Origin of the sequence: Lysinibacillus sp. NPDC092081 (assembly GCF_044755845.1) — a bacterium.
Taxonomy (GTDB): domain Bacteria; phylum Bacillota; class Bacilli; order Bacillales_A; family Planococcaceae; genus Lysinibacillus.
Map to the genome: position 1 here is coordinate 405,694 of NZ_JBIVRU010000001.1, position 18,520 is coordinate 424,213.

The window sequence follows — 18,520 nt, forward strand, 5'->3', positions numbered from 1 at the left end:
TCAAATAGTTTGAGTATTTCTTGACCACGGTCATTAAGATCACTAAATTTCTTGTATGACATATGAAAAAGCTGCCGCCTGTAGAATACAGACAGCAACTTCAACTAGAGTAGCTGTTATGATCTATGCAAGCTACAGTAAATAACTTTTTTCTTTTAATTTTTTTGCATACTCATTTTTTAAGATGCTTCTTTTTTAAAACTTTGTAACTAATAAACAGCTATTGGCCCATAAGGACCTTCGATAATTTCTATTTTTGTTTCAAAAATATCTGTCAAAATTTTTGAGTCCATAACCTCTTCTACTGTTCCATAAGCTGCAATTTGTCCATCTTTCATAGCACAAATTCTATCAGAATATTTGGCTGCAAAATTTATATCATGCATAACCGTCAGAATTGTTCTTCCAAATTCATTAGCTGCCCGTCTCAAATGCTCCATCATTTGAACAGAACGAGCAACATCAAGATTGTTCAGAGGCTCGTCCAAAAGTACATATTTAGTCTCTTGGCATAAAACCATTGCTACATATGCCCTTTGTCTTTGACCACCTGAAAGCTCATCTAAATATCGATCTTCTAAATCAGTCAAGTCTAAAAAATCGATATATTTAGAAATAATAGCCTCATCTTCTTTTGTTAATCTCCCCTTTGAATAAGGAAATCGTCCAAACCCTACTAGTTGTCTAATCGTAAGCCTCGTTACAAAATGATTTTCTTGTCGCAATATAGTCAAAATTTTTGCTAAGTCTTTTGATTTAGCTTCAGAAACATCCATATTGGCCACCTGAATTTGACCTTCTTCCATATCCAAGAGTCTTCCAATCATCAAAAGTGTCGTAGACTTTCCAGCGCCATTTGGTCCAATTAAAGAAGTAAAACCCGCTTTTGGTATTTCAATATTCAAAGGTCCTATTTTCACATCATCAGTATAGAACTTTTTAACATTATCAATTTTTATCATAAAGCCCTCTTCCTTAAAACTACTGTTAAAAATATTATTCCGCCAAATAATTCAATAATAACCGAAACTACACCTTGAGCATGGAATACATGATACATCAAAAAGTATGCACTCGTTAATATCAAAAATCCTATAGCAAGAGCCATTGGGAAAATATATCTATGATCATACGTTGACGCAGCCTGATAGCTCAAAGTCGCTACTAAAAAGCCATAGAAAGTAAGTGGTCCAATTAAAGCTGTTGAAATTGACATCAAAATAGCAACTAAGACAAGCGTATAAATTACACTAGATTGATATTTCACTCCAAAAGAAGTAGCAACATCCTTTCCTAGTGACAATATATTTAGATTCTTAGAATGAGCAAGAAGTAATATTGCTACAATTATTACCATAGGAATTACAATAGGAAAATATGCAGAATCTGCATTGTTCACAGAACCAAACAATCTTGCCTGTAAAATATCAAATTCAGAAGGCGCAAGTAGTCTTCTCATGAAAGTTGACACAGAATTTAGCCCAGTGCCCATAATAATTCCAACTAAAAGCATAAGTTGTAAATTCCCGTATTTACCAGAAAGTAGCCATCCATAAAGGATCAAACTCATCATGACCATAACAACAACTTGAAATAAAAATGATCCAATCCCAGTAAAATTTATCAATGCACTAGCACCAAAGAAAAATATTGTACTAGTATGAATTGTTGAGTAAAGTGCTTCGAAACCTAAAAGCGAAGGAGTGATAATCCTATTATTCGTAATCGTTTGGAAAGCAACCGTCGACAAGCTCTGACAAACCGCAGCAATAATCATTGCAACAAGAGCTACGATCCTTCTCATAACAACTGGGATAAAAGAAGGTGAATCTACTGGAACTGGATTGTTATAAACTAAAAGTCCATATGAAGAAAGGATGCCCAAAGCAATCAATGTTATTAACAAAATCCAATAACGTCTTTCTTCCTTCTTAGAACGAAAAGCCCTAGCTGATCTATTTTTATTATGAAGGCTAGAATCGATTTCGACATTTTCTTTATTTCTATCTTCCAATGTGTTCATCGGCGCCTCCTTGGTTTTCTTTGTCTCAATAAAATGGTAATAAACACGACTGAACCCACTGTTCCAAGTATTAAAGAAACAGGTACTTCAAAAGGCATTATAATTGTTCGAGAAATTATGTCACAGGCAGTTATAGTCCCCATTCCTATCAAACATACCCAAGGTAAATTACTCCTAAGATCATCGCCTCTAAACATTGAAACAATGTTTGGGACTATTAAACCCAAGAAAGGTAAGTTTCCAATAACAGCTGCAACAATTCCAACTGCAAAAGAAATGAGAACAGTGCCAAAAAGAACAATCCTGTTGTAATTAACGCCAAGGCTTGTTGCGACATCTTCTCCTAGTCCAGCTAAAGTCAATCTATTAGCATAAATAAAAATAAACAAAGTAACGATAACAATTAGCCATAAATATTCATATCTTCCCACCTGAACAGCCGCAAAAGAACCTACAAACCAAGTTTCAATACTTTGCGACATTTGAAAAAAGAGTCCAAAAAAGGTAGATACTGCAGAAATGACTGCTCCAAGCATCAATCCTATAATCGGGACAATTAAAGACGAACGAAGTTTAACTCTTCTTAAAAATAAAAAGAAAATCATAGTTCCTATAAAAGAAAAAATGATTGCACCAGTCATTCTTAGAACTAAAGTCGGGGCAGGAAATAATAAATAAACAAAAAGAAGTCCTAAACCTGACCACTCAATAGTCCCTGTTGTAGTAGGTTCAACAAAACGATTTTGTGTAATCAGTTGCATTACGAGACCTGCCATTGACATTGCAGCTCCAGTAAGCATTAATGCAACTGTTCTAGGAACGCGAGTGATGAAAAACATCTCCATTCCATCCTCTTGTCCACGTATATCATAAACTCCAGTAAACAGTGATATAATGCCTAAAATAATAACAACTATCATCGCTAATATAAAAGGTTTTGTCCAAATCTTATTGTAGTTATAAAACTGGGGTTGAGAATTTATCTCAACCCTAGAAGTTACATTTTTCAGCACTTTTTATACTCCTTTACATTACTTAGCTTTAGCTAAAGTATTTGCAAGGTTTTCAAACAACTCTATATAAGTCTGAATTGATTCATTTGTGTAAGTATCTGCTGGCGCATAAACAATATGTTTTTTAGAAACAGCAGTTGTTTTTTGAAGAGCAGGAGCGTTAGCAATAACATCTTGAGCAGGAACTGCATCTTTTTCACCAGATATTGCAGCATCACGATCTAATACGAAAAGCCAATCAGGATTACTTTGTGCAATAGCTTCAACAGAAACTTCATCACCTTTATGATCTGATGTAGAATCAGCAACTTCTAATGCTGGAGCCCAACCGAAAATTTCATACATAGGTCCCCAAACACGTCCAGAATGAGGAGCTGAGAAACCAATATCCCCACCACCAACGATAACACTCATCACTTTATCTTTTCCATTATAAGCAGATTTAGCATCTTCGATAACTTTATCAAAATCAGCTACCACTTGTTTAGCTTCTTCATTTTTATCGAAAATTTTCCCTAAATTAATTGTAGCATTTTTAAGTCCATTTACTAAGTTTTCCCCAGGCGTAGCAGCTTCCTCAGAAACATCTACATTAAGGTCAATAACAACTGCATTTGGCACTAATTTTTTAATTTCTTCGTAATAGCCAGCAAATCTTTGACCGACGATTACAAGTTCAGGGTTTGCAGCTGCAATAATTTCAAGATTTGGTTCGCGGTGATTTCCAATATTTTTAACTGAATCGTCCTTTACATATGGTGAATCCGCAGGCATTACATCCTTTGGAACAGCCACTAATTCAATTTTCCAATCTGCTAGAGTTTCAAAAGTTCTATTATCCAAAGCAACTACATTCTTTGGGTTTACAGGAACAGTAACAGTTCCATGGGCATCAGTGATCTCAACTGTCTTAGGCTTAGCAACCTCTTCGCTTCCATTATCTTCATTAGACTTTGACTCTTGATTAGTTTTATTACTTGAGCAAGCTGCTAACATCAAAGTCAAAACTGCCAAAATTCCAACTAATTTTAAAAACATAGATTTCTTCATACATATACTCCTTATGTAATTTATTTTGAAAATGATGAAGTCTATAGATTGAATTGGATAGTATTCACTATCCATCCTAATCGCTATTGATAATCATTTTCATTTAGTCGTTCTGTGAAATAGTATAGTCTTTAATTATGTGAAAATCTTGTGAAAGATATAAGTTTATAAAGAAAGTTGCTTTCAAGCATAGATTGGATACAAAATACTTTTATAGTTTCCGTCTCTCTCTTCAATATCTACCATAGACTGTTTGGTTATCAGATTTAATAGAATAAAAAAAACGAGCAAAACAGGTTGAAACTGTTTTTACTCGTGATTTTTCGATTATGTTTAATATTGATTACTGTGACAAACTGTACTTTACCTATTCTTATTATTACTATTCAATCATTGAATAGCCCCTGCCATGGATTGTTTGAATATATCTGTCTTTCTTCGCGCACTTTAGCTTTTTTCTTAGATACCCAATATATAAATCCACTACATTTGGATTTACTGCTACGTCATAACCCCAAACCTGGTTCAAAAGCATTTCACGGCTCAATATTGTATTTTTATTCTTGATTAAAAATACAAGTAGGTCATATTCGCGCTTAGTAAGCGGGAGATTTTCGCCACCTTTTGTCATAATATTGAGGGATGCATCAACGAAGAGATCTTTAAACCGAAAGTAATCAGTCTCGATTGGCTGGATACCGTCCCCTCTTCTTAAAATAACTTTTATCCTTGCTACTAATTCTTCTTTCACAAATGGTTTTCTTATATAATCATCTGCTCCTGCTTGTAATCCTGCTATGCAATCCTTGCTGGACACATTGTCGGTCACAATGATTATTGGGGTCGTTTTAACGGCCCTTATTTGTCTGCAAATTTCCGGTCCAGACATACTTAACGAATCCCAATCCAATATGATAAGATCCCAATCTTGCTCATATACTATATTTAAACCTTTGTTTTCATTGTGAAGTGTTAAAATGAAATAGCCTTCTTGCTTTAAACCGCTTCCGATTTTCTTTGCTAATGACCGTTCATTCTTAATTACCAACACCTGCTTCACCTATGGTTCACCTCTACTTCATTACATAAAATAATTTATCACAAAAAAGAATATCTGATTTATAAATCTTAAATTTCTAAAAAACTAGATAACAACTTATCGGGATAAATTCGGGATAATTTACAATAAATATGTATAAAATGCATTGGATATGGTTAAACGTCGCGACACCACACTCATTTGTGTATTAGGCATCTTCATGCTGGTATAAATTAATCAAATAACCGCTGGAATGCGAATAGGTGTACATGTGGATTCTAGTATACTTTCACAATACCGATAATGATTATCATTGTCAATTAAAATCAAAAAACCCTTCCAATCTTGAATTATTAATTCTTGAATGGAAGCATAAAGTATAAGAAGTGCAAAATCAGTAGAGATAGCTAATTCCTCGTAATATCTTTCTGGGTGGCTTGAAGTATCAACGTAAGTACTACTAGCAAAATCTAAATCACCATGAATATATTTTGACCTAAAGTCATACATAGACTTATATAATTTTTTATAGGCTCTGGTTTCTCAGGTATTTCCTTAGCAGGTTCCGTCGGTAGTTTGTTCGGTAATGCTATTGGTGGCAGTACTGCAACTTTAACAGCTTTAGGACAAATAACAGCAATCTTTGTTGGCGGAGGAACAATCATTCCCTGGGCATTAATCCCGGCTGCTGCCATTTGTAATGTTAGCCCCTTCGAGCTTGCAAGGCGTAATTTATTGCCCGTGGCGATTGGTCTTGTGGTTACAACCATCGTGGCGGTGTTTTTAATATAATATTGTAAAAGCAGGGAACTCTTTTAGTGATTTCTCGCCTTAATTAGAAAGAGAGGGCTTCTGTAAATTGCTGAAGCCATCTCTTTCTTTCTTAACGCTTACTATAATATTTAAGCAAATTTTCATGAAACATCTGCTGTAGTTGATGTTCGCTAATACCTAAAACATAAGCTTCACACATTATTTGTTCGACCTTTGTAGAAATTTGTTGAAGGTCAATCCCCTTTGCTTCAGCAGATTTCTTAACAATTGCTTTTGAGTTAGGTTTTATAGAGAGTATTCCCTTCTTTTGAAGCTCCTTATAGCTTTTATGAACAGTATGAAGATTGAGGTTTGTTTGAGCCGCTAAATCTCGAATGGAGGGCAATGAGTCACCATTTTTCAAATTTCCTGTCGCTATTTCAATAAGTAGTTGCTGAGTTAACTGCTGATAAAAAGGAATATTACTCTTTGGATCTATTTTCACATTCAATTGTTCACGTATCCCTTCAAATTCTTTCCTTCAAAGAAATTTTTATAGATTACTGAAACTGTACATAGAGTGACAATTACTAAAATAATTATGGCTGTCATCGCTGGAGAAATTTTAATAGTAAGCAAGCTAAAATGGAGGAGCCCAACAATAATCAATAATGGTAATCCATATAGCAAGCTTATTAATACTGTAGGATTTGATTTTATTGCTTCAGATGGATTAGACCATTCAAGTAATGGATGCCTTCTATCATAAAGCGGAGACAATAAATTATACGTAATGACTAATAGTAATGTAATCAATAAATGTAGTCCCGTGATAATATCTCCTCTACCAAATAGCATATAAATACTATAGCTTATTACAACCGATATTGTGCCGATGCATGATGAAGTCATAACTTTTGCCATGTAAATTTTTTGTGGATCAAATGGCAACGTCATGCTAGATGCATAGTATTTACCCTCTCTTGAATAGGGAGTTCCACTAATATTGTTCATACAACTCATGAACAAAACCATATAGACAAAAAGAAAAGATTCATTGTTAACAATCCATTCAGAATTTATAATATTCGTCTGTACTAGAATTAAAAAAATGATTGAACAAATTGGCGTTAAAATCATCCCTAAAATAGCTTGCATTTTAAAGTATGGTTCAGACTGAATAATCCAATATTCCCGTTGCAAATAAATGAACAAACTACTTTGAATATTTCTCCCCCAAACTTTGGTCGTTTTTTCTATTCTACTTACAAGCAAGCCATGTTCATAATACTTAGAAGCAATCATTTTTATAGTTGCTTTAAACAATAAATAACATAGTGAGAATAATAGGATGAAATAGATGAAACTTTTTGTAATAGTCAATGGCAAAAGCGTCTTCACCACTGACTGTTGCATTGCAAATCGATAACCTGTACCGAGAAAATCTGAAATTGAAGCACTTAAGGATGATATTGTTGAAACATCTAATTTTGATAAAGCAGTGCTGATTGCATGATAATTTTTAAATAAAAAGTACAGTATTGGACTTATTCCAATACCTACTATAAGCGTCATCCTAACAAGCAAATACACGGATGTATTACTGCGAAAATGATTCAAAAGGGACAAAATAAATAGCAGGAACAATACAATTAAAACGTTCATGACAAGTAAAAATGCAATGGATTCTACAGCAACACCTAGCTTAAACTCTATCAGTAATATGAAAAATGTAGGTATTGATAGAATACTTACTGCCATTATCGGTAAAGCTACCCCACTTATAATTTTCGACATAACAACCCGCTTCGCAGAAATGGGTAAATGAGCAAATATAGCAAAATCACTTTGACTAAACACTACCGAAATGGCAAAATATGAAATCAATATATATGTCACACCATTTGAAAGAAGAATATTATAAAATAAATACTCCTCTGGGGTCACTATAAAGTAGATAATGAGAGTAAGCACAAAATACTGAGTGGCTACATAAATGAATGCAATCAATAGGAGTACTTGAATTACTGGCTGCTTTGGCTTTACATAAAAAGATGTTAAAAAAAATTTGATTAATTGGATATTATCCTTCATTTGTTTGTTTCTCCATAAAAATAGTCTCTAAACTCCCATCGACTAGCAAATTCTCAACACAATCATGTAAGACAATCTTTCCATCTTTTAAAAACGAAATTAATTGACAAATCTTCTCTGCAACATCTAACAGATGAGTGGAAAAGAGAACGGTTCCACCCTTCTCAACGTATTCTTTCATACAATTTTTAAAAGCAACGACAGCTAGTGGATCTAGGCCATTTATCGGCTCATCCATAATTAGGATAGGCGGACTAATTGTAAAAGCAGTAATCAACGCAATCTTATGAAGCATTCCATAAGAATACGTTCCCATCGGTTTATAAATACTTTTTTCCATGCCAAAGATGTTAATGAAGTTTTGTAGCTTTTCATCATCAGTTTTTTCATACAGTTTCAAAACAAAATGTATCCAATCATATGCAGCTATATTTGGAAATACATGAATCGTATCCGGTATAAAATAAAATTGCTTTTTATATTCGAATGACTGTGATTTCACAATATTATTAATCATTATTTTTCCGCAATCCTGTTCTACTAATCCAGCAATACAATTTAATGTCGTTGTTTTACCTGCACCATTCCCACCAACAAACGCCAGTATTTCTCCCTTTTCTATTGTTAACTCTACACCTTTTAAAACCTCATGCTCCCCATACGATTTCTGTAAATTTTGTATCGATAACAATTCCATCACCTTATTTCATTTAAAATTTCTTTTTCACAATGAAACTTTGCATAGTAATGAGCATCAATAAAACTAACAGCAGCGTTACTACAATATTGATGCCATACCAAGATCCCACATCACCCGACATTAGAATATTTGTTGCATACATACTATTACTAGCAGGATTAACAATGTCTATTAATGGATGTAATCCCGCGATAAAACGACAGATTAATAGGACAACGATACTTATTAATGCAATAAATGCAGCACTGTTAAAAAATGTACTCATCATCGCAACAAACGTTATGATGAATAACAGCCAAACACAATAGAACGCTAAAGCCCACATAGCTTGTGCCACAGGAACAGTTGTAAATAAATACGCTGAATAGCCGTAAGATACCCCATAGCCAAGAGCTATACATATAACAGCCAATATATAATGAATGATGATTTTACTATTCAAATAAGATGCTATCGAAACTGGCCTTGTTAGAATAAATGCCATCATGCCATTTGCTTTTTCCCCTTGAATAATACCCATAGTGGCAACGACCAGAATAATAATGCCGAGCTGATCAAACTGTGAATTTAATGTTGAGGCAAGTACCTCCTGTCCCACAGGCTTTGCCATCGTAGGATCAATTATTATACCTTGAACACCACCGGCTGATTGTAAAATAACAGGTAAATAATACATCATAATCGGTTGAGTTAGCCCTAGTAAAATAAATACGATTGGGAGCCAAAATATTTTAAACTCCCTTGCCATTTGCTGTACTTCTTTTTTGCTTAATGCAATAAAAGCACTCATTCTCTTACACCACCAATTCTAAAAATATTTCTTCTAGATTGTCTTGAATACCCACTTCAAATTTAGTAAATATCACTTTTGAATCTAATCCATGCTGTATTAGTCGATTAGCATCTGTTTCCAAATTTTTAACGTGTATTTTGAAGCCATCTCCACAGCTTTCGATTTTCTTCACATATGGTAATTGTTCAACCTTTGTTAACCATTGAAAATCTGCCTTTCGAATCATTAAAAAGATAGCTGATTCTTGATGGCGCTTAAGCAACTCTGATTTTGTAGCATCCTCTATTTTGTGACCATTTTTAATCATCACAAAACGCTCACAAATTTCCTCCGCATCGCTCAATATGTGCGTTGATAATAAAATGGTCGTTTCTTTTTTTATCTCTTTTAATAGATTTAACACTTCTCTTCTCCCTATTGGATCTAGCGCTGATACCGGTTCATCCATAATCATTAAAGCTGGCTTATGCAACAATGCTTGTGCAATGCCAAGGCGTTGCTTCATACCACCTGAAAATGTCCCGACATGAATATGTGCTTCTTTCCCTAAGCCCACCTTTTCTAAAAGTAATGGAATTTCTTTCTGCAATTCATTTTTTGATATGCCTGAAAGTGTTCCCATAAAGGACAATGTTTCAAATGCTGTCATCCATGAGAAAAAATTAGGATACTGAGGTAAATAACCAATGTGATTTTTCATCGTTGAAATCTTTTGACCATCAAGAAGAACTTCACCTTTGTCTGCAATCAGAATGTCGGCAATGATTTGAATTAATGTTGATTTCCCTGCTCCATTTGGTCCAATTAACCCGACACACTCATTCGCATCAATGACCATTGAAAAATCATTCACGGCTGTTTTTTGTTTAAACTTTTTCGTAATATTTTTAATCTCTAAGCGCACGTTTATTTCCCTCCTTCCTACCAATAATGAAGTATAGAACAGAACCAATTGAGTTAAAGAACAAAATAATAATTGTCCACATCAGTATGTTTTCTCTCGTATCTCGGTGCCGATATAGATCGAATAAAGCAACAATGATTAGAACAAATCCTACGAATATAAATGGCAAAATGATTGGAAGTATGCTTGCCCAATCCAGTTGGCTTAACTCATCAAAACCATAGTGTAATTTCATTCCTAAAACCTCCTATTCATTATCATTATTGATAATGATAACAGAAGATGTAAAAAATTTCATTACCTTTCTACTGTACATCTGTAAAAAAAATATATAGTATATTTATTGATAATGTTCTCATATTGATAACATTTGATTGCTTCCCTTGATTCCATCAGATAGGAGGATCGTTTTATGCGGAATAAAGCAGAAGTTTTAATGCACCCTGTGAGAATGAAAATTTTACAAGCTCTCATGCACGATAAAGAAGAAGGCTTAAGCACTTTGGAGATGATTTCTGTTATTAAGGATGTACCTCAAGCTACTTTGTATCGTCACATCCAAATTTTAGTGGATGAAAACATCATTAAAATTGTGAAAGAGCGAAAAGTACGTTCTGTTACAGAAAAATTTTATGCAGTAAATGAAGGAGCAGCAAAACTTAGTAAGGAGGATTGGACACAACTAACAATCAAACAAAAATTAAATTACGTTTCCTACTATCAATTAGCTTTGCTATCTCAATATCAAAATTATTTAGATTCACTTGATGAAGAAGAAAGACTTGCAGATTTAGCAACTTTTTCGCTTATTGATTTTAAGTTAACGAAGGATCAATTCAAGAACTTTGAAAATGAATTAAACGATTTAATCAATAAATACTATAATATGGCCGACTCTAAAAAAGAGACAGATACTGAAACAAAAACAATAGCTATAAATATTATTCCAAAACCTTAAGTATGATTTTTACGTAAAGAAATGGAGAAGATTTATGAAAAAAAGAAAGTCAGTTGAAAACACACGAAAATTTATCATGATTATAATTGGTGCCATCATCGCAGCATATGGACTAGAAGCGGTATTAATTCCGAACGATGTCATTGATGGTGGCGTGACGGGGCTTAGTATTATGGGCGCACACCTTTTTGGTATTCCATTAGGCGTACTGCTCTTTGTATTAAACATTCCTTTTATTTGGATTGGCTACAAGCAAGTAGGTAAAACTTTTGCATTGATGAGTACTGCTGGGATTGCAGCTCTATCTATTTCCACAGTGCTTATGCATGATGTTAAAACAATTTTAGGTCCAAATGATCCACTATTAATTGTTTTATCTGGTGGTATGCTACTAGGTGTTGGGATTGGGATTGTCTTACGTAACGGTGGCGCTTTGGATGGCTCTGAAATTTTAGCCGTGTTACTTTCACGTAAGGTTCCGTTTTCAGTCGGGGATATTATATTATTTATTAATGCCTTTATTTTCTTAGGGGCAAGTTTTATTTTTGGCTTAGAGAGCGCACTATACTCAGCTTTAACATACTTTATTGCAAAAAACGTAATCGATATTATCCAAGATGGTTTAGAAAAATCAAAAGATGTTCGTGTTGTCAGTGCAAAATCAGAGGATATTGGTGATGCGATCCAAGCTCGTTTAGGACGTGGTGTTACATATACAAAAGGGCGTGGCGGTTTTTCCAATGAACCAACTGATATATTAAACTGTGTTATTAACCGTATGGAAGAAAATAAACTTGTATCGATTATTAAAGATATTGATGAAAGTGCCTTCATAGTTATTTCTGATGTTTCAGAGGTACGTGGTGGGAACTTCAAAAAGCGTGATATTCACTAAAACAAAAGTAAGTAAGTCGCTCGTAGACTTACTTACTTTTTTTGTCTATTTATTTACGTCGCTAGCTCTCCGACTTTCACTTTTTCATATTTTAATCCATTAATAAGACATAACGCTCCTACTACTACAACGGCTGTTGCTCCAAATAAGGCATACTGATAGCTATTCGTATAATTGGCTAATGCTCCTGCAAGTGAAGGACCTAACATTTGTCCCAAAGCATAACCAGCAGTTAGGTAACCTAATATTTTGTGACTGTTCACAGGCACTATTTGTCTTGCTAACGTTGTAGCTACTGTAGTAATTCCCATAAAAGTTGCTCCAAAAATGAAGGCACTTGTATAAAGTGTCATTGTATTAGTCGCAAACGCTGGTAAAACAATTCCTAAACCTTGAATTAGCATGGAAATCAATAATGTTCTCACGTAACCGTATCGCTGTGCCAGCTTAGACCAAACAATGCAGGATGGAATCGCTGCAATCCCGACAACAAACCATACAAAGCTAGCATCACCATGAAAGTTTGTTGATTCTTCTGCGATTGACACGATAAATGTTCCTGTGACAATATAGCCAAGGCCCTCGAACCTATAAGCTAAAATGAGCCACTTCATCCATGTCGTAGGTGGAACTTTTTGTGACGCTACTGTTTGACTTGGCTTCTGTTGTGTATATTGTTGAGTAATTGGCTTTATGAACAATACGATGAATACAAGCAATATGACACTAAATAACGCCAAAGCAATCCATGTTCCATCCCAATCAAACATTGCATGTATAGGTGACACAATAACCGCACTTAAGGCAATTCCTGTACCTACCCCGCTATAAAAAAGCCCTGATAAATGCGCTTTACCATTCCCTGCTAACTGATCGAGTACAAGGCTAGCAGCAACTACAAAGATCGACGCACTCATTACACCCGAAATAAAACGAAGTACATACCATGCGATAATAGCATCTGTAAAGCCCATCATAGCCGTTGTCAAAATACTCATAACGAGTGCTATTTGTAAAAAAGGAATACGTTTATCTCCTATTTGTAAACGACCAGCCACCAATGCCCCTACTAAGTATCCTAAATAATTACTCGTTGCTAGAAAACCTGCTGTGGCACGACTAAAGGCAAAAGTATCTTGCATATACGGCAAGATCACCGTATAGGAAAAACGACCAATACTCATAGCAATAACTAGTGAAAAAATACCTCCTACTAAATATTGAACTGTCTGCTTGTGCATATTTTCCCTCCCCTCCCTCTCACTATAACGAAAATTCAGATATCACAAATAGCCCAAATTCGTTATAATAGATATCAAATAAATTGATGGCTGGAGGGAACATATGACTATTAATGATCTCTTAATTTTTCGAACAGTCGTGCAAACAGGTAGCTTCTCCAAGGCTGCTTCAGAGCTTAATTACACCCAATCCAACATCTCTATGAAAATACAAAATCTTGAGGCCATGTATCAAACAACCTTTTTTTATCGAGGGCATCGAGGTATCCGATTGACACCAAAGGGAGAACAGTTTTATGAAATGGTATTAAAAATGCTACATCTCTATGAAAAATCCTTTGAAATACTTCAGGATACAGAGGAAAATAGAGGACTTTTACGAATTGGTTCAATGGAAACGACTGCGGCATTGCACTTACCTGCCTTGTTAACTACTTTCCACAAAGCCTATGATCAGGTGGATATCACTATATTGACAAGTCCATCTCAACAAAATATCGAACGGCTAGAAAACTATGAATTAGATGGTGCGTTTGTAAATGGACCCGTTTATAAAGAAAATATCCTTGCGAAGGAATTTGTTTGTGAGGAGCTTGTTGTCATCACATCTAGCAAACATAAACGAATTGATAGCCAACGGGATTTAGAGAACAGCACATTTATTACTTTTCCTCATGGCTGCTCATATAGAGCGATTTGGGAGCATTGGTTGCGTGAAGGCGGTGTGCAACCACAAAAGCGTATGGAATTTGGCACCCTCGACGGAATTATTGGCTGCGTTGCTGCTGGGCTAGGTGTAACATTACTGCCACGTGCAATCGCTCAAAAATATATGGATATTCAGTCACTGTCGATGCACATACTAGCAAAAAAGCAGGCTCAAATCCCGACTTGGTTTATTTATCGCAATGACGAAGTACAATCACCTGCACTAAAATATTTTCTAGAGACGATTGATGCATACGAATATTCTTCGGTTTGAAGAAGGTTATCTATCTTTTTGACGGTGCTATCCACGCTTTGAGGTGGGCTATCCATCTTTTCCACTTTTAACATAAAGATATAAAAAAGGAGAAATAAATGGACTTATTTATCGCAAGTAATCGACAATTACCTATCCGATATTACGACAATGAAGCGATTTGGATTCGTCGCGGTTGCTTAAGTTTACATCAATTAACGCTGCCCTTTTTTGTAGAAGTAGAAATAAAAGACCCACGTCATTTATTGAAAATTACAGAATATGTTCAAGAAGTTCAAAAACAATATAGCTATACAGAAATTCAAATTATTATTAAGGACAAAAGTAATTTTATGCACTTACAAAAGAGCCTCCCCCACTCTAATGCCAATCATATTCTCACTATTGAACAACTAATTCGCCCATAAAAAAAGGTAGCATTGCTCTAACGCTACCTTTCTATTTTTTATAAAGCTGTAACAGGAAGTTCGATGATAAACTGCAACATACCATCCTTATACTTCGCGTCAATTTTGCCACCATGTAGTTCTACAATGTTCTTCGCTATAGCCAGTCCAAGTCCTGAACCTTCCGCTACACTTGTTCTGGATTGATCTTTTTTATAAAATCGTTCAAATAAGCTCATTAGCTCTTCGGATGTAAATTCATCACTTTCATTCGCGACACAGATTTGAACATTACTTTCTTTTCTTTCAAGAGAAACAAAAATCTCGCCGTCACCTGTACTATATTTAATGGCATTTATTAATAAATTATCAAAAACCCTGACAATTTTTTCAGAATCTACTGTAGCAAAGATCCGCTCCTCTGAGAAATTTTTAATAAATGTACGATGGTTTTCCTCCGCTTGCGGAATCAACTCCTCAATTAACTGATCGAGAAGTTCATTCATACATACCTCCTGCTTCCCAAGGACAATGCTATCATTCGTTAGCTTCGTATATTCAAACAAATCCTCAATTAGGTTTTTTAACTGTTCGGATTTTGAGAAAGCAATCTTTAAATACTCATCATATTGCTCCTTCGTGTCGTATCTTTCATCTCTTAACAATCGTAAATAGCCCATAATTGAGGTAAGAGGTGTCCTAAGGTCGTGTGATACATTAGTAATCAATTCATTTTTTTGTTTTTCAATCCTTCGTTCCATTTCTATATTTGTCATAATTGCTTCAGCCATATGATTGACGTTCTCTGTTAATAAAGCTATTTCATCTATTCCCTTTTTCTCAATTCGATAAGTTAAATCTCCTTTTGCGATTTCCTTAACCCCCTTTGCCAACGCCTCTATTTGTTGCATTTTTCGTTTTGTTATGTAGAAGAATGAAAAGGTAAAAAAAGCAATTCCAATTAATGCAGGCATAGGACCCTCTGATGTTTTTGTAATCACTACACCTTCTGGAATACCACTGACAAATAAATAAAAATCTTTATCTTCTATCGTTAGTGGATAAAAGGCTATAAATTCTTGCCGCGATACCTCGACTGGCGGTATATCATAATTATAAAGTGGATGGTTGATTGCAAAATCCATTACATGACGAATCTTATTATGCAAATCAATTTGTTCCTCTTCCGCTTGCTTTGATTTATACAAAACCTTCCCGCGCTCATCGGTAACTAACACTTTCAAAGCACTCTGTTTCATTTCCATCTTTACATTTTCATTTTCAATCATTTGCTGTAAAGCTTCGGCACTATTTTCACTGACAGCCAAATCTGCCGCATGCTGCGCTTGAAAATTTATTTGTTGCATACCTGCACTATAGTCAATAGAAATTGTTTCATTGATATTCCCAAAAAACGGCAGAGTAGCTCGTGCAACAAGTAAACCGAGAAATGCACAAAGAATAAACGTTGTTAAAAGTTGAATTCTGATACTTTCCCGAATTTTTGTTATGGAATTCACTCTAAGTATTTTAAGTTTGCTTAGTAAGTATTTGATTGGCTTAATGATCTTTCTCAATTTTATAACCTACTCCCCATACGGTTTTAATATATTGAGGATTTCTTGGATTTGTCTCAATTCTTTCTCGAATTTTACGTATATGTACCATTACCGTGTTTTCAGACTGTATAGCCTCTTCCTTCCAAACCTTTTCATAAATCTGCTCAGCGCTCATCACTATGCCTTGATTTCTTGCAAGTAACTCAAGAATTGAAAACTCCCTTGGCGTAAGCTTTACCTTTTCATTGTTGACGATTACTTCATGTGTGTCGGTACTGATTCGCATATCACCAATTTCTATCTCATTTTCGTTCATCCTATCTAATCGATTCATTTTGAGATATCTACGAAGCTGAGATTTTATGCGCGCTATTAGCTCTAAAGGGTTAAAGGGCTTTGTGACATAATCATCTGCCCCTAATGATAATCCAACGATTTTATCCATATCCTGAGACTTTGCTGACAGCATAATAATTGGCATCTCGGCTATTTCCCTTACCTTCATACACATTTCAATGCCATCCACATTCGGCATCATAATATCTAGGACAATTAAATGTACTTTATGTTTCTTTAAAAGACTTAAGCCCTCCTCTCCATCACTTGCTTCTAGAATATCGTAACCTTCATTTTTCAAATAAATAGCAATAAGATTTCTAATCTCTTTTTCATCATCAACTATAAGTATTGTTTCTTTAGTCATGTAATCCCACCAATTTCAAAGTATATTAAACTATCAGGTATATTAATCAGAACTATAACGTGGGGTAGATTACCGTTCCGACTGAGCGCTTTCCAGGGGGCGTCAGTCGGAACGGTAATCTACCTATTTATTCAATATATTTCCTATCAATATTTATAGTTCCTAATTTTAACTATTTTTTTATTTTTCGTATATAAAAATAATAAAACATTCTACGCAACCGACTTTAATCTTCGTGTATAAAAATAATAAAAACATCCTACAATTCCGACGAAAGCGCCAAAATATATACCGTATTTTGTTGCTAGCATGGAAATATTTTCGATATGTTTCCCAAAGAACAAACCAAGTGTAAAGTAAATCAATGTCCAAACAAAACCTGCTGAGTAGTAATACAAAGCGTATTTTTTAAATGACATGTTATTCATACCTACTAAGTATGGAAGTATATGTCTCACGATTGGTATGAAATAACTTATAACTAAAGCAAAATGACCATACCTATCTATTAGTTCTTTTGACTTTAATAAATACTTAGCCTTTTTCTTTTTCACCAATTTATCAAGTATTTTATGGCCAAACACTTTACCAAGGATAAATCCTAAGGAAAGTCCTGAAACTGCACCAAGATAAGTTATTAAAAAAGCTTTCAGCACACTCATTTTTTCTAATGAAGATAGAAACCCACCGCTCATAACGATCATCTCATCAGGGAGTGGCATACCCACAATTCCTAACCATAAACTGAAAAATAAAGCAAAATAACCATATTGTTCGATATATGATAAAAGATCCTGTAGCCCCATTAACTAGCCCTCACATTTCCAAGTTTGCAGCTAAGCACATAGGCAGGCGGCAAATTAATCCATACTTTTTCATGTGAAATATCCTCAAAATATTTTTGGATAAAGGATTTCCTCACAAGTGAATATTGGAATGTAATAAATTTTCCGTCCTTTAAACATTCTTTTACATTCCGTAAAATACGTGAGGAAACGGCAGGATCCAAAGATGTGAAAGGTAACCCCGAAACGACATAGTCAATTTTTTCGATATTTAATGCTGACATATACATGCATAAATTCTCAGCTGATCCATGTATAACGATTACACTCGGCTCATGCTCAAATTGTTCACGTAGCTTTTCACAAAAAATCTCATTATTTTCAATAAGAATTAACTTTGTTGACTGCTCTTTTCTTTTCATTAATTCTTTCGTAAATGAACCTGTACCTGGACCTAGTTCAACAATACATTGGGTATTTTCAAAACATATAGTTTCGACCATTTTTTTGGCTAATTTTTTTGAACTAGGTGAAATCGCACCTATAGTTTTTGGATGTTTTATAAATTCAGTAAGGAACGTTATTAATTGCATAAATTTTCTCCCCGATCATGAGTAATTACTAGATACTTTTACTATAAAA

20 protein-coding genes and 1 pseudogene are annotated in these 18,520 nt (G+C 34.6%); 5 read left to right on the forward strand and 16 right to left on the reverse strand.

Translation table 11 applies throughout. The features are described 5' to 3' along the window. Positions 1-209: 209 nt before the first annotated feature. The 5 genes from ACIQLB_RS02125 to ACIQLB_RS02145 form a co-directional block, all read right to left on the reverse strand. Positions 210-962 carry an iron ABC transporter ATP-binding protein gene (locus tag ACIQLB_RS02125; RefSeq protein ID WP_400720283.1) on the reverse strand — a complete coding sequence of 251 codons (753 nt, stop codon included), beginning with the start codon at positions 960-962 and terminating at the stop codon, positions 210-212. Continuing rightward, a complete protein-coding gene (locus tag ACIQLB_RS02130) occupies positions 959-2,023 on the reverse strand; it encodes an iron chelate uptake ABC transporter family permease subunit (RefSeq protein WP_400720285.1) in 1,065 nt (354 codons plus the stop codon). Before ACIQLB_RS02130 ends, ACIQLB_RS02125 begins: the two co-directional genes overlap by 4 nt. Continuing rightward, the gene (locus ACIQLB_RS02135; protein ID WP_400720287.1) at positions 2,020-3,036 is read right to left on the reverse strand and encodes an ABC transporter permease; all 1,017 of its coding nucleotides are present in this window, start codon (positions 3,034-3,036) and stop codon (positions 2,020-2,022) included. Before ACIQLB_RS02135 ends, ACIQLB_RS02130 begins: the two co-directional genes overlap by 4 nt. An 18-nt stretch (positions 3,037-3,054) precedes the next feature. Beyond that, positions 3,055-4,086 carry a siderophore ABC transporter substrate-binding protein gene (locus tag ACIQLB_RS02140; RefSeq protein ID WP_400720288.1) on the reverse strand — a complete coding sequence of 344 codons (1,032 nt, stop codon included), beginning with the start codon at positions 4,084-4,086 and terminating at the stop codon, positions 3,055-3,057. Positions 4,087-4,468: 382 nt separating this feature from the next. Then, positions 4,469-5,146, reverse strand: a complete 678-nt coding sequence (locus tag ACIQLB_RS02145; RefSeq protein ID WP_400720290.1) for a response regulator transcription factor — start codon at positions 5,144-5,146, stop codon at positions 4,469-4,471. A 510-nt stretch (positions 5,147-5,656) separates the two neighbouring features. Between ACIQLB_RS02145 and ACIQLB_RS02150 the strand changes: the two are divergent. Next, a pseudogene (locus tag ACIQLB_RS02150) lies at positions 5,657-5,917 on the forward strand (hypothetical protein); the annotation flags it as partial. 91 nt (positions 5,918-6,008) lie between these two features. Here the strand turns inward: ACIQLB_RS02150 and ACIQLB_RS02155 are convergent. From ACIQLB_RS02155 to ACIQLB_RS02180, 6 genes are read right to left on the reverse strand one after another with little or no spacing between them, the layout of a single operon-like run. Continuing rightward, a complete protein-coding gene (locus ACIQLB_RS02155; RefSeq protein ID WP_400721657.1) occupies positions 6,009-6,383 on the reverse strand; it encodes a GntR family transcriptional regulator in 375 nt (124 codons plus the stop codon). A 2-nt stretch (positions 6,384-6,385) separates the two neighbouring features. Next, on the reverse strand, positions 6,386-7,972 hold the full coding sequence (locus tag ACIQLB_RS02160) for a hypothetical protein (protein WP_400720292.1): 1,587 nt from the start codon (positions 7,970-7,972) through the stop codon (positions 6,386-6,388). Beyond that, positions 7,962-8,663 carry an ABC transporter ATP-binding protein gene (locus tag ACIQLB_RS02165; RefSeq protein ID WP_400720294.1) on the reverse strand — a complete coding sequence of 234 codons (702 nt, stop codon included), beginning with the start codon at positions 8,661-8,663 and terminating at the stop codon, positions 7,962-7,964. Before ACIQLB_RS02165 ends, ACIQLB_RS02160 begins: the two co-directional genes overlap by 11 nt. A 19-nt stretch (positions 8,664-8,682) precedes the next feature. Beyond that, complete coding sequence (locus tag ACIQLB_RS02170) at positions 8,683-9,462, reverse strand: ABC transporter permease (RefSeq protein ID WP_400720296.1); 780 nt, start codon at positions 9,460-9,462, stop codon at positions 8,683-8,685. A gap of 4 nt (positions 9,463-9,466) precedes the next feature. Then, complete coding sequence (locus tag ACIQLB_RS02175; protein ID WP_400720298.1) at positions 9,467-10,369, reverse strand: ABC transporter ATP-binding protein; 903 nt, start codon at positions 10,367-10,369, stop codon at positions 9,467-9,469. Then, positions 10,353-10,604, reverse strand: a complete 252-nt coding sequence (locus ACIQLB_RS02180; RefSeq protein ID WP_400720300.1) for a PLD nuclease N-terminal domain-containing protein — start codon at positions 10,602-10,604, stop codon at positions 10,353-10,355. The genes ACIQLB_RS02175 and ACIQLB_RS02180 overlap by 17 nt, the downstream gene beginning before the upstream one ends. 177 nt (positions 10,605-10,781) lie before the next feature. Between ACIQLB_RS02180 and ACIQLB_RS02185 the strand changes: the two genes are divergently transcribed. Then, on the forward strand, positions 10,782-11,327 hold the full coding sequence (locus ACIQLB_RS02185; RefSeq protein ID WP_400720302.1) for a helix-turn-helix domain-containing protein: 546 nt from the start codon (positions 10,782-10,784) through the stop codon (positions 11,325-11,327). Positions 11,328-11,361: 34 nt separating this feature from the next. Beyond that, positions 11,362-12,222: a YitT family protein gene (locus ACIQLB_RS02190; RefSeq protein ID WP_400720304.1), complete on the forward strand. Its 861-nt coding sequence runs from the start codon at positions 11,362-11,364 to the stop codon at positions 12,220-12,222. Positions 12,223-12,275: 53 nt separating this feature from the next. Here ACIQLB_RS02190 and ACIQLB_RS02195 read toward each other — a convergent pair whose 3' ends face one another. After that, positions 12,276-13,463, reverse strand: a complete 1,188-nt coding sequence (locus ACIQLB_RS02195; protein WP_400720306.1) for a YbfB/YjiJ family MFS transporter — start codon at positions 13,461-13,463, stop codon at positions 12,276-12,278. A 103-nt stretch (positions 13,464-13,566) separates the two neighbouring features. Between ACIQLB_RS02195 and ACIQLB_RS02200 the strand changes: the two genes are divergently transcribed. After that, positions 13,567-14,445, forward strand: a complete 879-nt coding sequence (locus ACIQLB_RS02200; RefSeq protein WP_400720308.1) for a LysR family transcriptional regulator — start codon at positions 13,567-13,569, stop codon at positions 14,443-14,445. 98 nt (positions 14,446-14,543) lie between these two features. Continuing rightward, positions 14,544-14,852, forward strand: a complete 309-nt coding sequence (locus tag ACIQLB_RS02205) for a hypothetical protein (RefSeq protein WP_400720310.1) — start codon at positions 14,544-14,546, stop codon at positions 14,850-14,852. Between the two features lie 38 nt (positions 14,853-14,890). Here the strand turns inward: ACIQLB_RS02205 and ACIQLB_RS02210 are convergent, their stop codons facing one another. From ACIQLB_RS02210 to ACIQLB_RS02225, 4 genes are all read right to left on the reverse strand, one after another. Continuing rightward, on the reverse strand, positions 14,891-16,408 hold the full coding sequence (locus ACIQLB_RS02210; RefSeq protein ID WP_400720312.1) for a sensor histidine kinase: 1,518 nt from the start codon (positions 16,406-16,408) through the stop codon (positions 14,891-14,893). Continuing rightward, positions 16,392-17,093 carry a response regulator transcription factor gene (locus tag ACIQLB_RS02215; protein ID WP_400720314.1) on the reverse strand — a complete coding sequence of 234 codons (702 nt, stop codon included), beginning with the start codon at positions 17,091-17,093 and terminating at the stop codon, positions 16,392-16,394. The genes ACIQLB_RS02210 and ACIQLB_RS02215 overlap by 17 nt, the downstream gene beginning before the upstream one ends. Positions 17,094-17,305: 212 nt before the next feature. Continuing rightward, complete coding sequence (locus ACIQLB_RS02220; protein WP_400720316.1) at positions 17,306-17,899, reverse strand: DedA family protein; 594 nt, start codon at positions 17,897-17,899, stop codon at positions 17,306-17,308. Beyond that, a complete protein-coding gene (locus ACIQLB_RS02225) occupies positions 17,899-18,471 on the reverse strand; it encodes a class I SAM-dependent methyltransferase (protein ID WP_400720318.1) in 573 nt (190 codons plus the stop codon). Before ACIQLB_RS02225 ends, ACIQLB_RS02220 begins: the two co-directional genes overlap by 1 nt. Positions 18,472-18,520: the final 49 nt, after the last annotated feature.